The sequence below is a fragment of the Sphingomonas sp. CBMAI 2297 genome (genome assembly GCF_029870595.1).
Classification (GTDB): Bacteria; Pseudomonadota; Alphaproteobacteria; order Sphingomonadales; family Sphingomonadaceae; genus Sphingomonas.
Map to the genome: position 1 here is coordinate 48,059 of NZ_JAPDIR010000009.1, position 18,060 is coordinate 66,118.

Genomic DNA, 18,060 nt, shown 5'->3' on the forward strand with positions numbered 1-18,060 from the left:
GAGGCGCGTCATCAGGGATTTTTACGGTTAATGTCAACAGGCCGCGTGGTATCGCCGCGCTGAAGCACGGGATCGAGCGACGTGGTGGTGACGGCCGGCGTCTGGGCGGGCGTCTGGTTGGTGCGCGTGCCAACGGCCTGGGGCTCGGGATCGTCGTTGCGATCCGACCAGCGATTCTTCACCCGCTTGTAGTTGATGCCCGGATCGTAGAGCGGGCCGCCGTCCAGGTTGAGATCCTGTGCCTCGGCCCGGCCCATCGCGGCGAGCAGCGTGAAGCCGGCGACATAGGCGTCGCGCTCGGCGGTGACATAATTGACCTGGCTGTTGAGCAGTTCCTGCTCGGCGTTCAGGATATCGAGGATCGTGCGGGTGCCGACGCTGTTCTCGGCGCGGACACCCTCGAGGCTCAGCTTGTTGGCATCGACGGCGACACGCGACGATTCGATCACGCGCAGCGCCGACTGGTAGCTGGCATAGGCCGAGCGCACCTGGGCGATCACGCCGCGCTCGGTGAGCGTGACGGTCTCGATCGCCGACGCCTCGCGCGCCTGGGCCTGGCGGACCTGCGCGGCCGGGCGGCCGCCCTGGAACACCGGCAGGCTGAGCTGCGCGCCGAGCGTGGTCGAGATCCCGTCCGGATTGAGGCCCATGACCGAGCGCGCCTGCGGCGTGAGCGAGCCCAGGTAATTATAATAGCTGCTGCCGACGCCAATGCTCACCTGCGGCGAGCGGCCGGCCTTGGCCGCGCTGACGTCGAAGCGCGAGGCATCGCGCTGCTTCTGCGCGGCTTCGAGGTTCGGATTGCCGGCAATCGCGGCCTGTTCGGCATCGGCGACGTCGACCGGCAGGCCCGGCAGCGCCGGCGGCTGGGCGAGCACGCCGGGCGCGGCGCCGACGATGCGGATGTAATTCTCGCGCGAACCGATCAGCCCGGCCTCGGCCGTGCGCAGCTGGCTCTCGGCGAGCGCGAGCCGCGCCTCCGACTGGGCAACGTCGGTGCGGGTAAGGTCGCCCACCTCGAACCGGTCGCGAGTCGCCTGGAGATTGACCTCAAGGACATGGACGTTCTGCTGGTTGAGGCGAACGATCGCCTCGAAGCGCAGCACGTCGACATAGGCGGTCACCGTATCGGTGAAGAGCTGCGCCTCGGCACCGCGCAGGCTGGCCTGGCCGGCGGCGACGCGAGTCTCCGCACCGCGCACCGAGTTGCGCACCGCGCCGCCGCTGTAGATCGGCACCGAGAGGTTCAGGCCGAGATTGCCGTTGCGGCTCGGGCCGATGGTCGCGTCGCTGTTATAGGGGCTGGTGTTCAACGAACCGGTGCCGTTCAAGCCGGGACGGCCGGCGGCCTTGGCGATCGGCACGTTCTCGTCATTGGCACGCTGGTTGGCGCGTTCCGACTGGAGGCCCGGATTGGTGTTGTAGGCAAGCACCAGCGCATCGCGCAGCGTAGTGGTCGGCTGCGCCGTCTGGGCCGGCGCGCCGGTGCCCACCACCTGCACGGGAATATCGGTGCCGGCGCGCGTTGTCGTGGTCTGCGCGGCGGCAGGCACGGCGATCGCGACAAGACTGGCGCCCAGGAGCAGAGAGGAAATTCGCATGAGCCTCTTTCAGATCAGAATTGAAAGGTTCGTAGGCGCTCGAAACCGGGAAGAACTGCACATTCGATATCGGCGAAATCGACGAGGCCGAAGCCGCCTTCGGTGCGGCGGCCCGCCGCAAGGCGCGTCACGCCGCGATCGAGGAGGCCGGTCACCACCCGACCATCGGGCCCGACCTGGTCGAGCAGTGCCGTGGGAAGCGCTTCGACCGCGCCGTCGACGACGAGCAGGTCATAAGGGCCTTCCGGAGCATGGCCGGCGGCGAGCGGCCCCTCGACCAGCTCGACATTGGCATAGGCAGCGAGCGCGGTGCGGGCGAGCGCCGCGAGGCCGGGCTCCTCCTCCACCGCGACCACCGACCCGGCGAGGCCGGCGAGCAGCGCCGTCGCATAGCCGCCCGCCGCACCGATCAGCAGCACCTTGTCCGTGGGCCGGATCTCGGCCGCGGTGAGCAGCCGGCCGGTCGCGAGCGGCAGGTTGTGGCTGCGCCCGCCGGCAAGCGGCAGCAACGTGTCGCGATAGGCGATCGCGCGATGCGCCTCGGGAAGAAAATCCTCGCGCGGGAGGCGCGCCATAGCCTCGACCACGCGGGCGTCGTTGACCGCGTTGGTGCGCAGCTGGCTGGCGACCATCGCGTGGCGCATCACTTCGAAGCGGTTCGCCTCGGCAGGCGCGGAATCTACCGTAAGAGCCATCATTACCCCGGCTATCTGGCACAACCGTATTAGTTGTGCAATACACTGATTATGTAGGGCGGCTTGTATCCCCTTCGCAACCCTTCGCCAAGCAATGCGCGCAGCTATTTTTGCACTGCAATGTTGACAGCGGGCGAAGCACCTGCGCATTGCCGCCGCTCGCTCCGAGGCCCGATGGCGGAGTGGTGACGCAGAGGACTGCAAATCCTTGCACGCCGGTTCGATTCCGGCTCGGGCCTCCACTTCCTTCCCCGCACCACCATCCTCTCACCCAGCGCGCCGGCACGCCGGCAAAACTGTGTCTTTCCCGCAACTCATCGATCGAATCGCACGGAACATCGACGCCGAACCGGCTCGGATGCGGAACAAATCGCGATTCACCGCCGTTGATCCCGCGCTTATCGGGAGACGAGGCATGTACGATTTCGGCATCCGACACGCTCTTACCGGCTATCGCGTGGCGTACCGTCCGCAGCAGCAGAATTATTGCCCGGGCTGCGGCGGATCCCATTGGGTGATCGGCCGGTTCACGGCGGAATGCGCTTTCTGCGCCACCGCCCTGCCGCTGATAGTGGGCGGAAGCACCGGCAGCGGGCTGATCCGCCAGCGGGGCGAGGCCGCGCTGGCCGCCTGAACCCTGGCGCCGGGACATGCGCGGGATCGGCAACGGACCCGCCCGAGACTTGCAGCGTGCCGACGAGCCGCTATGCCGCCCCTATGACCGGCGCCCAACTTACGCTCTACAATTCGCTGACCCGCAGCCTGGAGGTTTTCCGGCCGCTCGATCCCGAACGGGGCGTGCGCGTCTATTCCTGCGGGCCGACGGTCTACAACTATGCCCATCTCGGCAATCTGCGCGCCTATGTGTTCACCGACACGCTGAGCCGGGTGCTGAGCTGGAAGGCCGGGGAAAATGCGTGGGGGCCCCTCACGCATGTGATCAACATCACCGATGTCGGCCATCTGACGTCGGACGCCGATGCGGGCGACGACAAGATGGAGGCGGCGGCCCGCGCCCAGGCGAAGAGCATCTGGGATATCGCGGCGCATTATACCGCGGCATTCAAGCAGAACATCGCCGACCTCAACATCCGCCAGCCTTCGCGCTGGTCCGTCGCGACCGACCATATCGCCGAGATGATCGATTTCGCGGAGAAGATCGCGCCGGATCATTGCTACGCGCTCGATTCGGGCCTGTATTTCGATGTGACCACCGTTCCCGACTATGGCCGCCTCGCCGGCAATCGGGACGATGCCGCGGAAGGCCGGATCGATCCGGTGGCCGGCAAGCGCCATCCGCAGGATTTTGCCATCTGGCGCAAGTCGCCGCCGGGCGAGCAGCGCCAGATGGAATGGGACAGCCCCTGGGGCAAGGGGGCGCCGGGCTGGCACCTCGAATGCTCGGTGATGAGCATCAAGTATCTGGGCGCTCCCTTCGACATCCATACCGGCGGGATCGACCACCGCGAGATCCACCACCCCAATGAGATCGCGCAGAACCAGGCCTTTTGCGGCTGCGGCGATTCGGGCGCGCATTTCTGGATGCACAACAACTTCCTGGTCGATCGCCAGGGGAAGATGAGCAAGTCCAAGGGCGGCTTCACCACGCTCCAGTCGCTGATCGACGCGGGCGTGCATCCCCTCGCCTATCGCCTGATGTGCCTTTCCGCCCAGTATCGCAGCGAACTGGAATTCTCGGCCGAAAACCTGGCCGCGGCGCTGACCCGGCTCAAGCGGCTGGTGATGACGGTGACCGCGCTCAAGGCCCGGGCCGAGGGCGAAGGCACGGCGCCCCAGGCCTGGCTGGCACGGCTCGACGAAGCCGTGTCGGATGACCTCAACACGCCCAGGGCACTGCCGGCGCTCGACGAGCTGCTCGCCGAGAAGAAGCTGGCGCCCGCCGATCGCCTGGCAGGGCTCGCGGCGTTCGATGCGGTGCTCGGCCTGCGGCTGCTCGAGCTGACTCGCGAGGAGCTCCGCGTGCGGCCCGTGAGCGCCGCGATCACGGTGCAGGAGATCGAGGACCGGCTGGTCGAGCGCAAGGAAGCCCGGCTGGTGAAGGACTTCCAGCGTTCCGACACGATCCGCGACGAACTCGCCGCCGCCGGCGTGGAGGTGATGGACGGTGATCCGCTGGGCTGGGACTGGAAACCGGTGTTCGACTGACGGAGAAAGCCGCGCTCCCCGCCGCCCGGCCCGAATCCCGACCGGGATCGCAATCTAGGCCTTTGACCCGGGCCGGGCGCGCGCTAGCCTCCGGTCCATGAAGGCCGTGCTTCCCGCCCTCGCCCGCCCGCTGGTGGAGCCGCAGCTCCCGGCCGGGCTCGACATCCATTGGTTCACGAGCGCCGACGAGGCGGTCGCGCTCGTCGCCGACGCGGACATCGGCTGGCTCGACCACAATGATCCGCGCGAATGGGCGCGTGCCGTGGCGGCGGCCGGGCGGCTGCAATGGCTGTCGACCATCTATGCCGGGCTCGACGCGCTCGATACCGATCTGTTGCAGGCCCGCGGCACCCGCGTGACCAATGGCAGCGGCGTCAACGCGCATGCCGTTGCCGAATATGCCGTGATGGGCGCGCTGGTCGCCGCCAAGCGCTTCGACCAGGTGGTGCGCGCCGCCGACCGCCACGAATGGCCGACCGACGCGCCGGGCAAGCTCGAGCTGTTCGAGAGCAAGGCGCTGGTGATCGGCTATGGCACGATCGGGCGGCTGATCGGGGAACGGCTTACGGCATTCGGCGTCGAGGTGACCGGCGTCACGCGCTCGGGCGCCGAGGGCACGGTGCGGCCCGATGCCTGGCGCGCGCTGCTGCCCGAGACCGACTGGCTGTTCCTCGCCGCGCCCGCGACCTCGGAGAGCCGCGCGATGATCGGCGCCGAGGAACTGGCCGCGATGAAGCCCAGCGCCTGGATCGTGAATGTCGGCCGCGGCGAGCTGATCGACCAGGATGCGCTGATCGAGGCCTGTACCCGGCGACGGATCGCCGGCGCGTTTCTCGACACGGTCACGCCCGAGCCGCTGCCGCCCGAGCACCCCTTGTGGAGCACGGCGAACATCATCCACTCGATGCACCTATCCGGCCGCAGCCAGACGCGGATGTTCCTGCGCGCCGCCGCGCTGTTCGTCGAGAATGCCCGGGCCTTTGTGGAAGGGCGCCCGCTCCGGAACGAAGTCGATCTCATCGCGGGCTATTGAAATTTTCCCGCCCGCCTCGGTTTTGCTTGCATCAGGCCTTGGCGGGCCATTAGTTAGGCAAATGCCTAATAAAATCGATGCCGCATTCGCCGCGCTCGCCGATCCCACCCGCCGCGCGGTGGTCGAGCGGCTGGGCGAAGGGCCGGCCAGCGTGAGCGCGCTCGCCGCCGGCTTTCCCATGGCGATGCCGAGCTTCCTGCAGCACATCCGCCTGCTCGAGGGCGCCGGCCTGGTGCGCACGGCGAAGCAGGGCCGGGTGCGCACCTGCACGCTCGAGCCGCTCGCCCTTGCCGCGGTGGAGCAATGGATCGTCGAGCGCCGCCGCGCGACCGAGGCGCGCTATGACCGCCTCGCCCATTTCCTCGACGCGCAGGAGAAGGAGAAGGACCATGGCTGAAGCCGTCCACGACAAGTTCGTCATCGAGCGCCGTTTCAAGCAGGCACCGGCAAAGGTGTTCGCGGCGTTCGCCACCGAGGAGGGCAAGGCGCGCTGGTTCTCGGGGCCGAACGAGACCTGGGACATGGTCGATCGCCATTTCGATTTCCGAGTGGGCGGCACCGAGCATCTGGAAGGCCGCTGGAAAAGCGGCACGGTCACGCGCTTCGACTGCTCCTATCACGACATCGTGCCGGATGGCCGCATCGTCTATGCCTATCGCATGAAGCTGAACGGCAAGCCGATCTCGGTGAGCCTCTGCTCGATCGAGCTGCTGCCCGACGGCGACGGCACTCGCCTGCTCCACACCGAGCACGGCATCTATCTGGACGGCTATGAGGACAATGGATCCCGCCTACACGGGATCGGCCTCCAATATGACAAGCTGGCCGAGACGCTGCCCGGCTGACGGCTTCGTTGCGCCAGGGCGGGCATTCGTCGCGGAACGCTATGCCCGCCATTCTCGGCACGCCAGCACGGCGCCTGTCCCTTCCCCGGGTTCAGGAGGACCGCCATGCCCTTTGCCGCTCGCCCCATCGTCCTCGCGCCCGCATTGCTGCTCGCCGCGTCCGCCTGCTTCGCCGGCACGCCGGACAAGGCCGCCGCCAATGCAACCGAAGCGGCTGCCGGGCCCTCGCCGCAGAGCCTCTCCATCACCGGGGACGTCCAGGTGCCGGCGGGCGCGCCGATGGCGGGCGGCAAGGTCGTTGCCTGCTCCTCGCCCTATCAGAGCTGCAAGACCAAGATCGAGGCGCCGCTGCGCCAGGCAGGCGGCTCGACCTGGACCTATGCGCTGGCACTGCCCGATCGCGGGCCGTGGCAGCTCATCGCATGGAAGGATGTCGATGGCGACGACGAGGCTTCGCCGGGCGACTATCTGGGGATCGCCCGCGACGGCGCCGAGATCACGGCCCCGGCCAGCGCGGTGCGCATCGCGGTGAAGCGAGTCGAAGGAGACCAGACCGCGGCCAAGGCTTCGAACGGCGACATTCCCGGGCTGGCTGGAAGCTGGTCGCAATCCTCGACCGGCACCGAGCTGGTGATCGGTTCCAAGATCAAGTTCCAGCCAAGCATGGCGACCGGCTATGGCACCAATCTGGGCGGCACCTTCGGCCCCGGCTCGGCGACCAACACCACGATCGTGACCGAGTCCATGCCGGTGACCGTGCGGCGCCAGATGCACCTCGTCATCCGCCGGGACGGCACCTTCACCTGGCGGATCACCAAGGTCCAGCCGGAGGGCAAGAGCTGCTCCAAGACGATCACCCAGGAGAAGCTGGGCCGCATCCAGACGGCGGGCGGCAAGATGACCTTCGCGATCCAGGGCGGGCAGGAGAGCTGGAGCGGCTGCGGCAAGGGCGGATCGGGCACGATCTCGCCGCGTAGCGAGACCTATAGCTACAGCAACGCCGGTGGCGGCCTGCGGCTCTCCGGGCCGGGCGGCGTGAACTGGTCGTTCCGCCGGGGCTGAACGATTTACCCTGGAAGGGAAATTTTCTGCTTGCAAGATTTTACCCAGTCGGGGTAAGCCGCCTGGGCTATGACCACACTTGCAGGCACCAAGATCCGCCGCTTCCGCGAGGAACGCTCCCTCACCCGCGCTGCGTTCGGCGCGTGGTTCGACATTCCCGGCTCCACCGTCCAGGGTTGGGAGAAGGACGGCAAGCGGGCGAACGCCAAGGTCATGAACCTGATCGCCGCCCACGGCATTGCCGGCGCCGCCGACTGGAACGTCACCGTGCGCGATGCGGAGAACGACATGCATGCGAGCTGGGCCCCGTCGAGCTGGAAGGCAGCCGAGGCGCGTCAGCTGCCCAATTACCCCGATCAGGGCGCGCTCGACGCGGCGACGACCCAGCTCACCTCCTTCCCTCCCCTGGTCTTCGCCGGCGAGGCGCGCGAGCTGACCAGCGAACTCGCCAAGGTGTCGCGCGGCGAGGCCTTCCTGCTCCAGGGCGGCGACTGCGCCGAGAGCTTCGCCGAGTTCCACCCCAACAACATCCGCGACACGTTCCGCGTCATTCTCCAGATGGCGGTGGTGCTTACCTTCGCCTCGAAGCTGCCGACGGTGAAGCTCGGGCGCATGGCCGGCCAGTTCGCCAAGCCGCGCTCCGCCGATACCGAGACGATCGGCGGCGTCGAGCTGCCCAGCTATCGCGGCGACAATGTCAACGACATTGCCTTCACGGCGGAGGCGCGCACGCCCGATCCGCAGCGGATGCTGCAGGGCTATTCGCAGTCGGCGGCGACGCTCAACCTGCTGCGCGCCTTCGCGCAGGGCGGCTATGCCAATCTGCACCAGGTCCACAAATGGACCCACGACTTCATGGGCCGCAGCCCCTGGGCGAAGAAATATGCCGATCTGGCCGACCGGATCGGCGAGGCGCTCGACTTCATGGCCGCGTGCGGCATCGATGCGGACAGCGTGCCGCAGCTCAAGGCCACCAATTTCTATACCAGCCATGAGGCGTTGCTCCTGCCCTATGAGGAAGCGCTCACCCGCCAGGACAGCCTGACCGGCGACTGGTACGACACCAGCGCGCACTTCCTCTGGATCGGCGACCGCACCCGCTTCGAGGGTTCGGCCCATGTCGAATTCCTGCGCGGCATCGGCAATCCGATCGGCATGAAGTGCGGACCCACCCTCGAGCCCGACGCGCTGCTGCGCCTGCTCGACACGCTGAACCCGAGCCGGACGCCGGGGCGGATGACGCTGATCACCCGCTATGGCCATGACAAGATCGAGGCCGGCCTGCCCAAGCTCGTCCGCGCGGTGAAGCGCGAGGGGCATCCGGTGGTGTGGAGCTGCGATCCGATGCACGGCAACGTGATCAAGGCGGCCAATGGCTACAAGACCCGGCCGTTCGAGCGGATACTGGCCGAAGTGCGCGGCTTCTTCGCGGTCCACCGCGCCGAAGGCACGTTCGCGGGCGGCATCCATGCCGAGATGACTGGGCAGAACGTCACCGAATGCACCGGCGGCGCCATCGACATCACCGAGCAGGGCCTTGCCGATCGCTACCACACCCATTGTGACCCACGTCTCAATGCGGGACAGAGCCTGGAACTCGCCTTCCTGCTGGCCGAAATGCTCAACGAGGAAATGGCGGAACGCCGCAAGGCCGCTGCTTGATCAATTGTTGCGGAACACATCCGTAATTTAGCGGATTTACATCGCTGTCAGCATCTTGGATGGACTGCGCTTTACGCGGAGTTTTAGTTGGCAACGGTGAGGGAGCGTCTGCCAGAGAACTGGGCTGCGTCGGTGCGTCCGGCGCTAATGCTGTTTGCGGGCGCGTTGATCGGCTGCATTAGCTGGGCCCTGTGGCACCGTTTCACCGGCCGCAATCCCCCGATCGGCATCGCCATCGGAGTTTCGGTCAGCGGGTTGATCCTGAGCAGCACGCGGCTCTGGCCGCTGCTCGCGATCGCCGTGCTCGCCACCTATGAGATATTCGAGCCGCAATATCCGCTGGTCGCCAAGCTCGCCGCCGCGCTGGGCCTGGCGTTCGGCGCACTGCTGACCGCGTCGATCATCCGCCGGCGCGGCGTCCGGCCCACCGAGCTGCTCGATCCGCGCTCGATCCTCTGGGTGTTCGCCGCGGCGCTGGCGGGATCGCTGCTGGCCGCAGGGATCGTGGCGCTCGGCACGATCGCGGCGGGCCGGCCGACCAACTTCGTCGAGAAGTTCGCGCAGCAGGGCCTGGGCATGATCCTGGCCGCGCCATTCGTGCTCGTCTGGGCCAGGCCGCTGCGCGAGCGCTGGTCGCTGCTCCGATGGGCCGGCTTCGTCGCCGCCATGCTGCTTTGCGCCGTGGTGACGACCGTCGTCTTCCTGCTGCCCCGCGAGGATCCCGTCGCCTGGGCGATCTTCCCGCCGCTCGTGCTCGCGGCGCTGGGCTGGCACCTGCGCGGCGCGACCACCGCCATGGCCATTTGCGCGGTGATCGTGCTGTGGAGCACCGAGATCGCGACCGGGCCGTTCGCGCTCGCCGCGCCCGACAATCGCGTGCTGCTCGCCCAGATGTTCGTCGCGGTTACCTGCGCGACCATCGCCCTGCTCGCCGCCCATGCCGACGAACGCCATGCCGAGGACAAGCTTCGCATCGCCGCCAAGCGGATCGAGGTCTCGCGGCGCAACCTCACCAACATGGCGCGCGATGCCGCGACCGCGGTGGCGATCCTCGATCGGGACATGCGCTATGTCGCCGCTTCGCAACGCTATGTCGCCGATCATCACCTGCCCGAGGGGATGGCGCTCGAGGGGCACAGCCATTTCGAGGTCTTCCCCGATTGCTCGCCCGAGCGCCGCGCCATGTTCGCGCGCGTGCTCGACGGCGAGCAGCTCTCCGGCGATGGAGACCCGTTGCTGCATGCCGATGGCAGCGTCGACTATGTACGCTGGAGCCATCGCCCCTGGTATGACGAGGACGATCGCATCGCGGGCATCGTGCTCGCGAGCGAGATCGTGACCGCCGAGATGGAGGCGCGCCGCAAGCTGGAAGAGGCCGAGCGCCGCTATCGCGCCGTGTTCGAGCAGGCCGGCGTGGGCGTGGGCCGGCTCTCGCTCGAGGGCGTGTTCCTCGAAGTCAACGAACGGATCTGCGAACTCACCGGTCATCCGCGCGAGGCGCTGATTGGCGAGAGCTGCCGCAAGACCAGCACCGCCGAGGAATGGCCCGCGACCATCGAGGGGATCGGGGCACTGGCGCGGGGCGAGGTCGCCTATTATTCGGACGACCGCATGGTGGTGACGCACGAGGGCGCGCTACGTCCCGTCCATTGCACCGCCAATCTCGTCCGCTCGGGCGACGGCACCGAAGACTATATCGCGGTCGTGCTCCAGGACATCTCGCCGCGCATCGCCGCGCAGCGCGCGCTGGAGGAGAGCGAGAGGCTGCTCCGCCTCGCCCAGGAAGCCGCCGGCGTGGGCGTATGGGAAATCGACCTGGAGCGCGGCGGCTCGCGCCATTCGCCGCAGAGCGCGCGCCTGTTCGGCCTCGAATGGCGCGAGGGCGAGTATCGCATGGCCGATGTCGCGGAACGGCTCGGCACCGAACAGGTGGCCGAGCTGCGCAAGGCGATCGCCAGCGCCAGGCGGATCAGGGGCCCGCTCGACATGACGCTGCGGCTGACCATGCCCGGAGGCGAGATACGCTGGGTGACGCTGCAGGGCCGCTACGACCCGCATGACGGCCAGCCGCGGCTGCTCGGCCTGGTGATCGACATCACGCATGACGTGGAAGCCGATGCCCAGCTGCGCGAGGTGCACGAGAAGCTGCTCCGGCTTGCCCGGCTGAACGCCATGGGCGCGATGGCATCGACGCTGGCGCACGAGCTCAACCAGCCGCTCGCGGCGATCACCAACTATCTCGAGGCCTGCCGCTATCTCACGCGCTCGCGCGGGGAGCCGGACCATGACATCCTCGACGCGCTCGACCATGCCCGGGTGCAGGCGCTCCGGGCCGGCGACATCATCCGCAAGATCCGCTCCTTCACGGTCAGCGGCGAGATCGTCCAGACGCGCCTCGACCTCAACGCGGTGATCTACTCGGCCTGCGCGGCGGTACGGCAGCTCAAGATCGCGCGCGAGGCGAGGATCGATTGCGACTTCGATCCGGCGCCGGCCAATCTCGTCGGCGATGCCCTTCAGATCGAGCAGGTGCTGAGCAACCTGATCCGCAACGGCGTGGAGGCCACCGCGGGACGCGTCCGCCGCGAGGTGAGCGTGACGACCCGGGTCGGGCCGGAGGAAGTCGTCGTCCAGGTCGCCGACAGCGGCGGCGGCCTCAGCGAAGCGATGCTCGACAATCTGTTCGAGCCGTTTCGAACCACGAAGGAGAGCGGCACCGGGCTCGGCCTGCCGATCTGCCGCACGATCGTGGAAGCGCATGGCGGGCGGCTCTGGGCCGAGAACGGCCCGGGTGGCGGCGCGATCTTCAGCTTCGCGCTGCCGACCGCGGCGACGGAGGAAACCGAGCCGCTCCACGGCGAAACATACTGAAACACCGTTGCAAGACCCGACATGCAAGAGCGACCTCAGCCGGCGCCTTGCCCCTCTGTGCCGCCGGCTCCCCAAACTACGGGGCGACCGGAGAACGACCTCCGGTCGCCCTGGCCTTTCTCAGGCGAGCGCATGGCAGACGGCCTCGATGTTGAGCCCGTCGGGATCGCGCACAAAGGCGGCATAATAGTTCGCGTGATAGTGCGGCCGGAGCCCGGGCGCGCCATGGTCGCGTCCGCCCGCCGCCAGCGCCGCCGCGTGAAAACCATCCACTTCGGCGCGGGTGGCCGCGCGAAAGGCGATGTGCGTCCCTTCCCCCACCCGCTCATTGTCGCCGATCCAGAAGAAGGGATCGTCGCCCCGTCCGAAACCATGGGCGGTGCCGCCCGAGCCGTTCTCGTGCGCCGGCACGGTCATCAGCAGCGTGATGCCCAGCGGAGCCAGGGCGGCCGCGTAGAAATGCCTCGAGGCCTCGGCGTCCGAAACCGCGAATCCGACATGATCGAGCATCTGCCTTCTCCTGCTCAGGGATAGAGATCGACGATTTCCGCACCCTCGCCCTCCGCCGCGAGCAGCAGCGTCCGGTGGCAATGTTCGGGATTGCGCTCGAAGCAGAGCAACGCGCTCGGCCTTTCCGCGGCCAACGCGCGCATCGCCGCCGCCTCCGCCTGCGCCTCGGGCAGATGGAGCTGCCCGGCATAGACCTGGCGCAGCGTCTTCACGTCGCCCTTTTTCGCGGCGTCGCGGCCGGGCTTGGGCGTGCCCAGATGCCTGAGCAGCACATAATCGATCCCCGCCGCCTTCAGGCTCGCGGCAAGGATGTTCTTCGAGAAACCCGGCCGCCGGGAGAGCGGCACCGCCCGCACGTCGATCACGCGCTCCACCCCGGCCGTCCGCAACGCGGCGAGGAACTCGTCCATCGTCGTCGCCTCATAGCCGATGGTGAAGATCCTCATGCGATCGCCTTCTCTCCCCGGAGCGCATGGACCGCGCCCCAGGCGATCAACGCCTGGCCGGCGAAATAGGTCGGCCATACCAGCAGCTGCGGGATCGGCGAGCCGGCGAGCGGCCCCATGCGCAGGAAGATCAGCCAGTCGGAGGCGAAGAACAGCAGCGCCCCCGCCGCGACCAGCGCGCCGAGCCGGCTGAGCATGGCCGAGGCGGTCATCAGCGCGAGGCCGAACACATAGACTCCGAGCAGCTCCGGGTTAGGCAGCGTCGCGAACAGATACCAGGCGAGGACTGCCACGCCGGCGGCGATCGGCGGCGCGATCCAGTTGGCCGCGGGAAGGCGGCGGTGGCGCAGATAGAGATAGCTCGCGAGCAGATGGCCGGCCATGAACGCCACCCCGCCGATGGTGAAGCCGTGCAGTTCGAGCAGCACGTCGCCGAGCGCACCCAGCGCGAGCACCGCGCCGATGATCCGCCCATCCTGGTTCACGGCCTTGCCGCGCGCCCAGAGGGCGAGCAGGCCGACGCCGAGTCCCTTCCAGACGATGGCGGCGATGCCGCCGGCCTCCAGCCAGTAATTGGCGTAGTAGCTGGCGCCGGCGATGATCGCGGCGGCGAAGAGCGGTTCGATGCGATTGCGGTCCATCCGCCCTTGATGCCGCGTGACTGGCGCTCTGCCAAGCATCGCTCTATCGGAAGCCGATGCACGACATCCACATCATCGGCGGGGGCCTTGCCGGCTCGGAAGCCGCCTGGCAGCTCGCGAACCGGGGTTTCAAGGTCCGCCTTTCCGAAATGCGCGGCAGCGGCACCATGACCCCCGCGCACCAGACCGACGGGCTCGCGGAGCTGGTCTGCTCCAACAGCTTCCGTTCGGACGACGCGCAGAACAACGCGGTCGGCCTGCTCCACCAGGAGATGCGCGACCTGGGCTCGCTGATCATGGCCGAGGGCGACCGGCACAAGGTCCCCGCCGGCTCGGCGCTGGCGGTGGACCGCGACGGCTTCTCCGCGGGGGTGACCGCGGCGCTGGCGGCCCATCCGAACATCGAGATCGTCCGCGAGCGAGTGGACCGGCTGCCGGAGGCCGGGCTGACGATCGTCGCCACCGGCCCCCTCACCGCCCCGGGTCTTGCCGAGAGCATCGGCGCGGCGACCGGCAAGGACCAGCTCGCCTTCTTCGACGCGATCGCCCCGATCGTGCATCGCGAGAGCATCGACATGGAGACCGCCTGGTTCCAGTCGCGCTGGAACAAGGTCGGCCCGGGCGGCACGGGCAAGGACTATATCAACTGCCCGATTACCAAGGAGCAGTACCTCGCCTTCCATGCGGCCTTGCTCGCGGGGGAGAAGGCCGAGTTCCGCGAATGGGAGAACGTCCCCTATTTCGAAGGCTGCATGCCGGTCGAGGTGATGGCCGAGCGGGGAGTCGACACGCTGCGCTTCGGGCCGATGAAGGGCGTGGGGCTCGACGATCCCAGGACCGGGCGCTGGCCCTATGCGGTGGTCCAGCTCCGGCAGGACAATGCCTCCGGCACGCTATGGAACATGGTCGGCTTCCAGACGAAGCTGAAATATGCCGAGCAGGTTGCTCTTTTCAGGACCATTCCCGGCTTGGAGAAGGCGGAGTTCGCCCGCCTTGGCGGGCTGCATCGGAACACTTTCATCAAGTCGCCCGAACTGCTCGACGGCGAGTTGCGCCTGAAGAGCGCGCCTCATATCCGCTTCGCCGGGCAGATCACGGGCTGCGAAGGCTATGTCGAGAGTTCGGCGATCGGGCTGCTCGCCGGGCGCTTCGCGGCCGCGGAGCTGGCGGGCGAGACGCTGGCGGCGCCTCCGCGCGAAATGGCGCTGGGCGCTCTGCTCTCGCACATCACCGGGGAGGCGGAGGCCGAGACCTATCAGCCGATGAACGTCAATTTCGGGCTGTTCCCACCGATCCCCGGCAAGACCAAGAAGGCCGATCGCAAGCAGATGTACACCGGCCGCGCCCGCGAAGCGATGCAGGGCTGGATGACTCAGTCCTCGCTGTCGCCGGCTTCCTGACGGGGGCTGCCCGGCGCCTGCGCCTGCGTCTTCGCCGGGGCGCAGGCGCAGCGCGGCTTGGCATTGCGCTTCACCGCGGTGGTGGCGAACTCGGCGCGGGTCAGCGTGCCGGACTTGTCCTTGTCGGCCCCCTGGAAACGCTCGACCGCCTTTACCGACCATTCCTCGAAGCTCAGCTTGCCGTCGCGATCGGTGTCGAGCTTGGCGAAGAGCTTGCGGCGCAGGGCGAAATACTCGTCCTTGGTGATGGTGTCGTTCTTGTCCTTGTCGATCCGGTCGAACCGTTTCTGCTCGCGCGTCTTCGCGGCGGCGCTGGGCGGCTCGGCCGGGAGATCCTGCTCCGTTTCGGACGCAACTGTCGCGGCGGGGGCCGGCGGGAGCCTGGTTTCGGTGCTCGCGGAGCCGCGAAACAGGAACAATCCGGCTACGACCAGCAACAACGCGCCCGCCGCGCCCACGAGATAGCGCCACATCCCTTCTCTCTCCCCCCTCTGAGACGGGAGCAAGGCTAGCCCGAGCGCCGGGTCAGCGTCCAGTGAGGCGGTGCCATAGCAGCCGGCCCACCCGCCCCGGCGCACCCGCCGGCTTCGGCGCTTCCGCGAGGTCCAGCCGCGCCCGGTGCGCGAGCGCGCCGAGCGCCCGCGCCGGGCGGCTCCAGCGTGCCCCGGCGGCGGCATCGAGCAGCGGCCGCGCGAGGTCGCGGGCCATGGCCCTTTCCTCCTCGGCCTGCAGGTTATGGGCGAGATCGGCCAGCGCCCAGCCCTGCCCCGCCGCCGGCAACGGGTCGTTCCCGCCGCCGAGCAGCCGGCCCGCGGCGACGAACAGCTGCCCTCGCCCCTCGGCGAAGCGACGCATCGCATCGGCGTCGAGAGTAGATTCCTCGATCAGCACTTCCCAGCCATGGACGATCGGCACCAGCGATGCGCCGGTGACGCCATGACGCAGCACCTCCACCTCCAGCGCCCGCAGCACCGGCTCGGCGGGTGCCGGCGCGCGATCGAGCTTTTCCAGTGCCTCGCGCCACCAGGCGAGCCGCATCTGGCCGAGCGCGGGCTCCCGCGTGGTGCGCAGCAGCCGGGCCAGCGCATCGTCGAGCGCCAGTAGCGCGAGCAGCCCGGCCCGGCGCTCGATCGGCGCGTAGGTGAGGATCAGATCGCGCTCGGGATCCTCCACGATCCCCGTCATGCCGGCCCTCCGGCGCATAAGGGTAGCGTTAACCATCCGGATTTATACGTAATTAGCGACAATTGATCCAAGGTGCCTCGTTGATCGGGGACGGGGGGCCCTTCCATGCACGAAGGACGGCTGAATTTGGCGACCGCGCGCGCCTTTCTGGGCAGGCTTGCGCGCGACGTACGCGCCAATACGCTCGCCATCATGACCGTGGCGCTGATCCCGCTGGCGGGCATGGTGGGCGGCGGCGTGGACATCAGCCGCATGTACATCGTCAAGACGCGCCTGCAACATGCTTGCGATGCGGGCGCGCTCGCCGGCCGCAAGGCGATGGGCGGCGGCGTGTGGAACTTCAACAATTACTACGCCCGCACCCAGGCCGAGCGGTTCTTCGACGCGAACTACAACGCGTCCGCCTATGGCGTGACGGCGCGCTCGCGCGCCTTTTCCGAAAATGCCGGCAAGGTGAGCGGCACCGCCTCCGCCGACCTGCCGATGACGCTGATGCGCATCTTCGGCAAGACCAGCGAAACGCTGTCGGTGACCTGCGACGCCGAAATGCGCCTGCCCAACACCGATGTGATGTTCGTGCTCGACGTCACCGGATCGATGGGCAGCAAGGCCGTCAGCACCGATTCCGATACCAAGATCAACTCGCTGAAGACCGCGGTGAAGTGCTTCTACGAGATCGTGGCGCGGCTCGACACCGATGCCAACTGCACCACCGGCGCGCCCAGCGGCGGCACCGGCAGCCAGGTGCAGCTCCGCTTCGGCTTCGTGCCCTATTCGACCAATGTGAACGTGGGCAAGCTGCTGCCGACCAGCTTCTTAGCCAACAGCTGGGATTATCAGTCGCGCGTCAAGGTCGGGATGGACTGGAGCGCGTGGCGGGACAATCGCTATCACAGCAAGACCAACAATTCCTGCGTGCCGCAGGCGAGCAACGCGACCACGCAATACCAGTCGAGCGCGACCGGGCGGAGCGGCAACAACGCCTGCCTCGAACAGGTGCGCAATTATGTGCCGCAGTGGAAATACGATCAGATCAGCACAAACATAAGCGGCCTGAAGAACGGCACCCTGTGGAACAACAGCTTCACGATGCCGCTCAACAACGACGGCTCGAACCGGTCAATCACCTGGGACGGCTGCATCGAGGAGCGGCGGCCAACGGTGCGTCAGTCGAACTATTACCCGATCCCGAGCGGCGCCAATGACCTGAACATCGACCTGATGCCCAGCCAGGGCGACAGCACGACGCTATGGGGGCCGGCGCTTCCCGCGCTCATCTATGCGCGGAGCATGACCAGCAGCTGGTCGCAGCTCGACGCCACCCCCACGACCAGCACCGACAATTACTATAATTCGATCCCCTATTACTGCCCCGCCGAGGCGAAGAAGCTGCAGCAATGGCCGAGCGCCGATGCTTTCGACAATTATGTCGACAGCCTCTATCCCACTGGCAACACCTATCACGACATCGGCATCCTGTGGGGCGCGCGCTTCATGTCGCCGACGGGCATCTTCGGAACGGAGAACGCCTATACCCCGCAGGGCGGCGAGATCGAGCGGCACATGATCTTCATGACCGACGGCGATGCCGTGTCGGCGCCCTGCGACTATACGGCCTATGGCGTCGGCTTCTTCGACAAGCGGACCACCACCGATGTCGGCAGCGCGTCGAGTTGCGCCAATGAGCGCCAGTCGTTCGACGACCAGGTCAATGCCCGCTTCACGGCGCTGTGCACCGCGGTCAAGAACAAGAACATCACATTGTGGGTGATCTCGTTCGGCAGCGGCTCCAACGCGACCACGGAGGGCCGCTTGCAGACCTGCGCGAGCGACGGGCGCTATTTCACCGCGCGCAACTCGGCGGCCCTGCAGCAGACCTTCAAGACGATCGCCGACCAGATCTCCCAGCTCAGGCTCACCAAATGACGCGCTTGCCTTCCCTT

The 18,060-nt window shown here is 67.7% G+C and carries 17 protein-coding genes and 1 tRNA gene; 11 read left to right on the forward strand and 7 right to left on the reverse strand.

All coding sequences use genetic code 11. The annotated features are described in order from the left end of the window. Nucleotides 1-11 precede the first annotated feature (11 nt). Both OMP43_RS13710 and OMP43_RS13715 read right to left on the reverse strand, forming a co-directional pair. A complete protein-coding gene (locus OMP43_RS13710) occupies nt 12-1,601 on the reverse strand; it encodes a TolC family outer membrane protein (protein WP_280280098.1) in 1,590 nt (529 codons plus the stop codon). Nucleotides 1,602-1,615: 14 nt separating this feature from the next. Further along, complete coding sequence (locus OMP43_RS13715; RefSeq protein WP_280280099.1) at nt 1,616-2,296, reverse strand: rRNA adenine N-6-methyltransferase family protein; 681 nt, start codon at nt 2,294-2,296, stop codon at nt 1,616-1,618. 168 nt (nt 2,297-2,464) lie between these two features. Between OMP43_RS13715 and OMP43_RS13720 the strand changes: the two genes are divergently transcribed. From OMP43_RS13720 to OMP43_RS13760, 9 genes are all read left to right on the forward strand, one after another. Beyond that, nucleotides 2,465-2,538, forward strand: a tRNA-Cys gene (locus tag OMP43_RS13720). Nucleotides 2,539-2,711: 173 nt separating this feature from the next. After that, nucleotides 2,712-2,930: a hypothetical protein gene (locus OMP43_RS13725; RefSeq protein ID WP_280280100.1), complete on the forward strand. Its 219-nt coding sequence runs from the start codon at nt 2,712-2,714 to the stop codon at nt 2,928-2,930. 83 nt (nt 2,931-3,013) lie between these two features. Next, nucleotides 3,014-4,462 carry a cysteine--tRNA ligase gene (gene cysS, locus OMP43_RS13730; RefSeq protein ID WP_280280101.1) on the forward strand — a complete coding sequence of 483 codons (1,449 nt, stop codon included), beginning with the start codon at nt 3,014-3,016 and terminating at the stop codon, nt 4,460-4,462. Nucleotides 4,463-4,559: 97 nt separating this feature from the next. Next, nucleotides 4,560-5,495, forward strand: a complete 936-nt coding sequence (locus OMP43_RS13735) for an NAD(P)-dependent oxidoreductase (RefSeq protein WP_280280102.1) — start codon at nt 4,560-4,562, stop codon at nt 5,493-5,495. Nucleotides 5,496-5,556: 61 nt separating this feature from the next. Beyond that, nucleotides 5,557-5,892, forward strand: a complete 336-nt coding sequence (locus OMP43_RS13740; protein WP_280280103.1) for a metalloregulator ArsR/SmtB family transcription factor — start codon at nt 5,557-5,559, stop codon at nt 5,890-5,892. Beyond that, the gene (locus OMP43_RS13745; RefSeq protein WP_280280104.1) at nt 5,885-6,340 is read left to right on the forward strand and encodes an SRPBCC family protein; all 456 of its coding nucleotides are present in this window, start codon (nt 5,885-5,887) and stop codon (nt 6,338-6,340) included. Before OMP43_RS13740 ends, OMP43_RS13745 begins: the two co-directional genes overlap by 8 nt. Nucleotides 6,341-6,445: 105 nt before the next feature. Beyond that, on the forward strand, nt 6,446-7,402 hold the full coding sequence (locus tag OMP43_RS13750; RefSeq protein WP_280280105.1) for a hypothetical protein: 957 nt from the start codon (nt 6,446-6,448) through the stop codon (nt 7,400-7,402). 288 nt (nt 7,403-7,690) lie between these two features. Then, a complete protein-coding gene (locus tag OMP43_RS13755; protein ID WP_280280230.1) occupies nt 7,691-9,064 on the forward strand; it encodes a 3-deoxy-7-phosphoheptulonate synthase class II in 1,374 nt (457 codons plus the stop codon). A gap of 147 nt (nt 9,065-9,211) precedes the next feature. After that, nucleotides 9,212-11,935 (forward strand): PAS domain S-box protein, encoded by a 2,724-nt coding sequence (locus OMP43_RS13760; RefSeq protein ID WP_280280231.1) that lies wholly within the window; start codon nt 9,212-9,214, stop codon nt 11,933-11,935. A gap of 120 nt (nt 11,936-12,055) precedes the next feature. Here OMP43_RS13760 and OMP43_RS13765 read toward each other — a convergent pair whose 3' ends face one another. From OMP43_RS13765 to OMP43_RS13775, 3 genes are read right to left on the reverse strand one after another with little or no spacing between them, the layout of a single operon-like run. Next, nucleotides 12,056-12,445, reverse strand: a complete 390-nt coding sequence (locus tag OMP43_RS13765) for a VOC family protein (RefSeq protein WP_280280106.1) — start codon at nt 12,443-12,445, stop codon at nt 12,056-12,058. A 14-nt stretch (nt 12,446-12,459) separates the two neighbouring features. Further along, on the reverse strand, nt 12,460-12,891 hold the full coding sequence (locus OMP43_RS13770; protein ID WP_280280107.1) for a DUF488 domain-containing protein: 432 nt from the start codon (nt 12,889-12,891) through the stop codon (nt 12,460-12,462). After that, nucleotides 12,888-13,532 (reverse strand): lysoplasmalogenase, encoded by a 645-nt coding sequence (locus tag OMP43_RS13775; RefSeq protein WP_280280108.1) that lies wholly within the window; start codon nt 13,530-13,532, stop codon nt 12,888-12,890. The genes OMP43_RS13770 and OMP43_RS13775 overlap by 4 nt, the downstream gene beginning before the upstream one ends. Nucleotides 13,533-13,588: 56 nt before the next feature. On the opposite strand from OMP43_RS13775, the gene trmFO reads away from it, so the two are divergent. Beyond that, on the forward strand, nt 13,589-14,932 hold the full coding sequence (trmFO, locus tag OMP43_RS13780) for a methylenetetrahydrofolate--tRNA-(uracil(54)-C(5))-methyltransferase (FADH(2)-oxidizing) TrmFO (RefSeq protein ID WP_280280109.1): 1,344 nt from the start codon (nt 13,589-13,591) through the stop codon (nt 14,930-14,932). Here trmFO and OMP43_RS13785 read toward each other — a convergent pair. Continuing rightward, nucleotides 14,905-15,405: an EF-hand domain-containing protein gene (locus OMP43_RS13785; RefSeq protein WP_280280110.1), complete on the reverse strand. Its 501-nt coding sequence runs from the start codon at nt 15,403-15,405 to the stop codon at nt 14,905-14,907. The two genes, trmFO and OMP43_RS13785, sit on opposite strands and share 28 nt — an antisense overlap. A 52-nt stretch (nt 15,406-15,457) precedes the next feature. Next, a complete protein-coding gene (locus OMP43_RS13790; RefSeq protein ID WP_280280111.1) occupies nt 15,458-16,117 on the reverse strand; it encodes a squalene/phytoene synthase family protein in 660 nt (219 codons plus the stop codon). Between the two features lie 126 nt (nt 16,118-16,243). Here OMP43_RS13790 and OMP43_RS13795 point away from each other — a divergent pair, with 126 nt between their 5' ends. After that, on the forward strand, nt 16,244-18,043 hold the full coding sequence (locus tag OMP43_RS13795; protein WP_280280112.1) for a TadE/TadG family type IV pilus assembly protein: 1,800 nt from the start codon (nt 16,244-16,246) through the stop codon (nt 18,041-18,043). The last annotated feature ends 17 nt before the right edge of the window (nt 18,044-18,060 follow it).

Coding starts and splice junctions, on each gene's coding strand:
- OMP43_RS13765 (WP_280280106.1), bottom strand. CDS start 12,445: ATGCTCGATCATGTCGGATTCGCGGTTTCGGACGCCGAGGCCTCGAGG.
- OMP43_RS13760 (WP_280280231.1), top strand. CDS start 9,212: ATGCTGTTTGCGGGCGCGTTGATCGGCTGCATTAGCTGGGCCCTGTGG.
- OMP43_RS13790 (WP_280280111.1), bottom strand. CDS start 16,117: ATGACGGGGATCGTGGAGGATCCCGAGCGCGATCTGATCCTCACCTAC.
- OMP43_RS13750 (WP_280280105.1), top strand. CDS start 6,446: ATGCCCTTTGCCGCTCGCCCCATCGTCCTCGCGCCCGCATTGCTGCTC.
- OMP43_RS13770 (WP_280280107.1), bottom strand. CDS start 12,891: ATGAGGATCTTCACCATCGGCTATGAGGCGACGACGATGGACGAGTTC.
- cysS (WP_280280101.1), top strand. CDS start 3,014: ATGACCGGCGCCCAACTTACGCTCTACAATTCGCTGACCCGCAGCCTG.
- OMP43_RS13775 (WP_280280108.1), bottom strand. CDS start 13,532: ATGGACCGCAATCGCATCGAACCGCTCTTCGCCGCCGCGATCATCGCC.
- OMP43_RS13725 (WP_280280100.1), top strand. CDS start 2,712: ATGTACGATTTCGGCATCCGACACGCTCTTACCGGCTATCGCGTGGCG.
- OMP43_RS13740 (WP_280280103.1), top strand. CDS start 5,557: ATGCCTAATAAAATCGATGCCGCATTCGCCGCGCTCGCCGATCCCACC.
- OMP43_RS13710 (WP_280280098.1), bottom strand. CDS start 1,601: ATGCGAATTTCCTCTCTGCTCCTGGGCGCCAGTCTTGTCGCGATCGCC.
- OMP43_RS13715 (WP_280280099.1), bottom strand. CDS start 2,296: ATGGCTCTTACGGTAGATTCCGCGCCTGCCGAGGCGAACCGCTTCGAA.
- OMP43_RS13735 (WP_280280102.1), top strand. CDS start 4,560: ATGAAGGCCGTGCTTCCCGCCCTCGCCCGCCCGCTGGTGGAGCCGCAG.
- OMP43_RS13745 (WP_280280104.1), top strand. CDS start 5,885: ATGGCTGAAGCCGTCCACGACAAGTTCGTCATCGAGCGCCGTTTCAAG.
- OMP43_RS13785 (WP_280280110.1), bottom strand. CDS start 15,405: ATGTGGCGCTATCTCGTGGGCGCGGCGGGCGCGTTGTTGCTGGTCGTA.
- trmFO (WP_280280109.1), top strand. CDS start 13,589: ATGCACGACATCCACATCATCGGCGGGGGCCTTGCCGGCTCGGAAGCC.
- OMP43_RS13755 (WP_280280230.1), top strand. CDS start 7,691: ATGCATGCGAGCTGGGCCCCGTCGAGCTGGAAGGCAGCCGAGGCGCGT.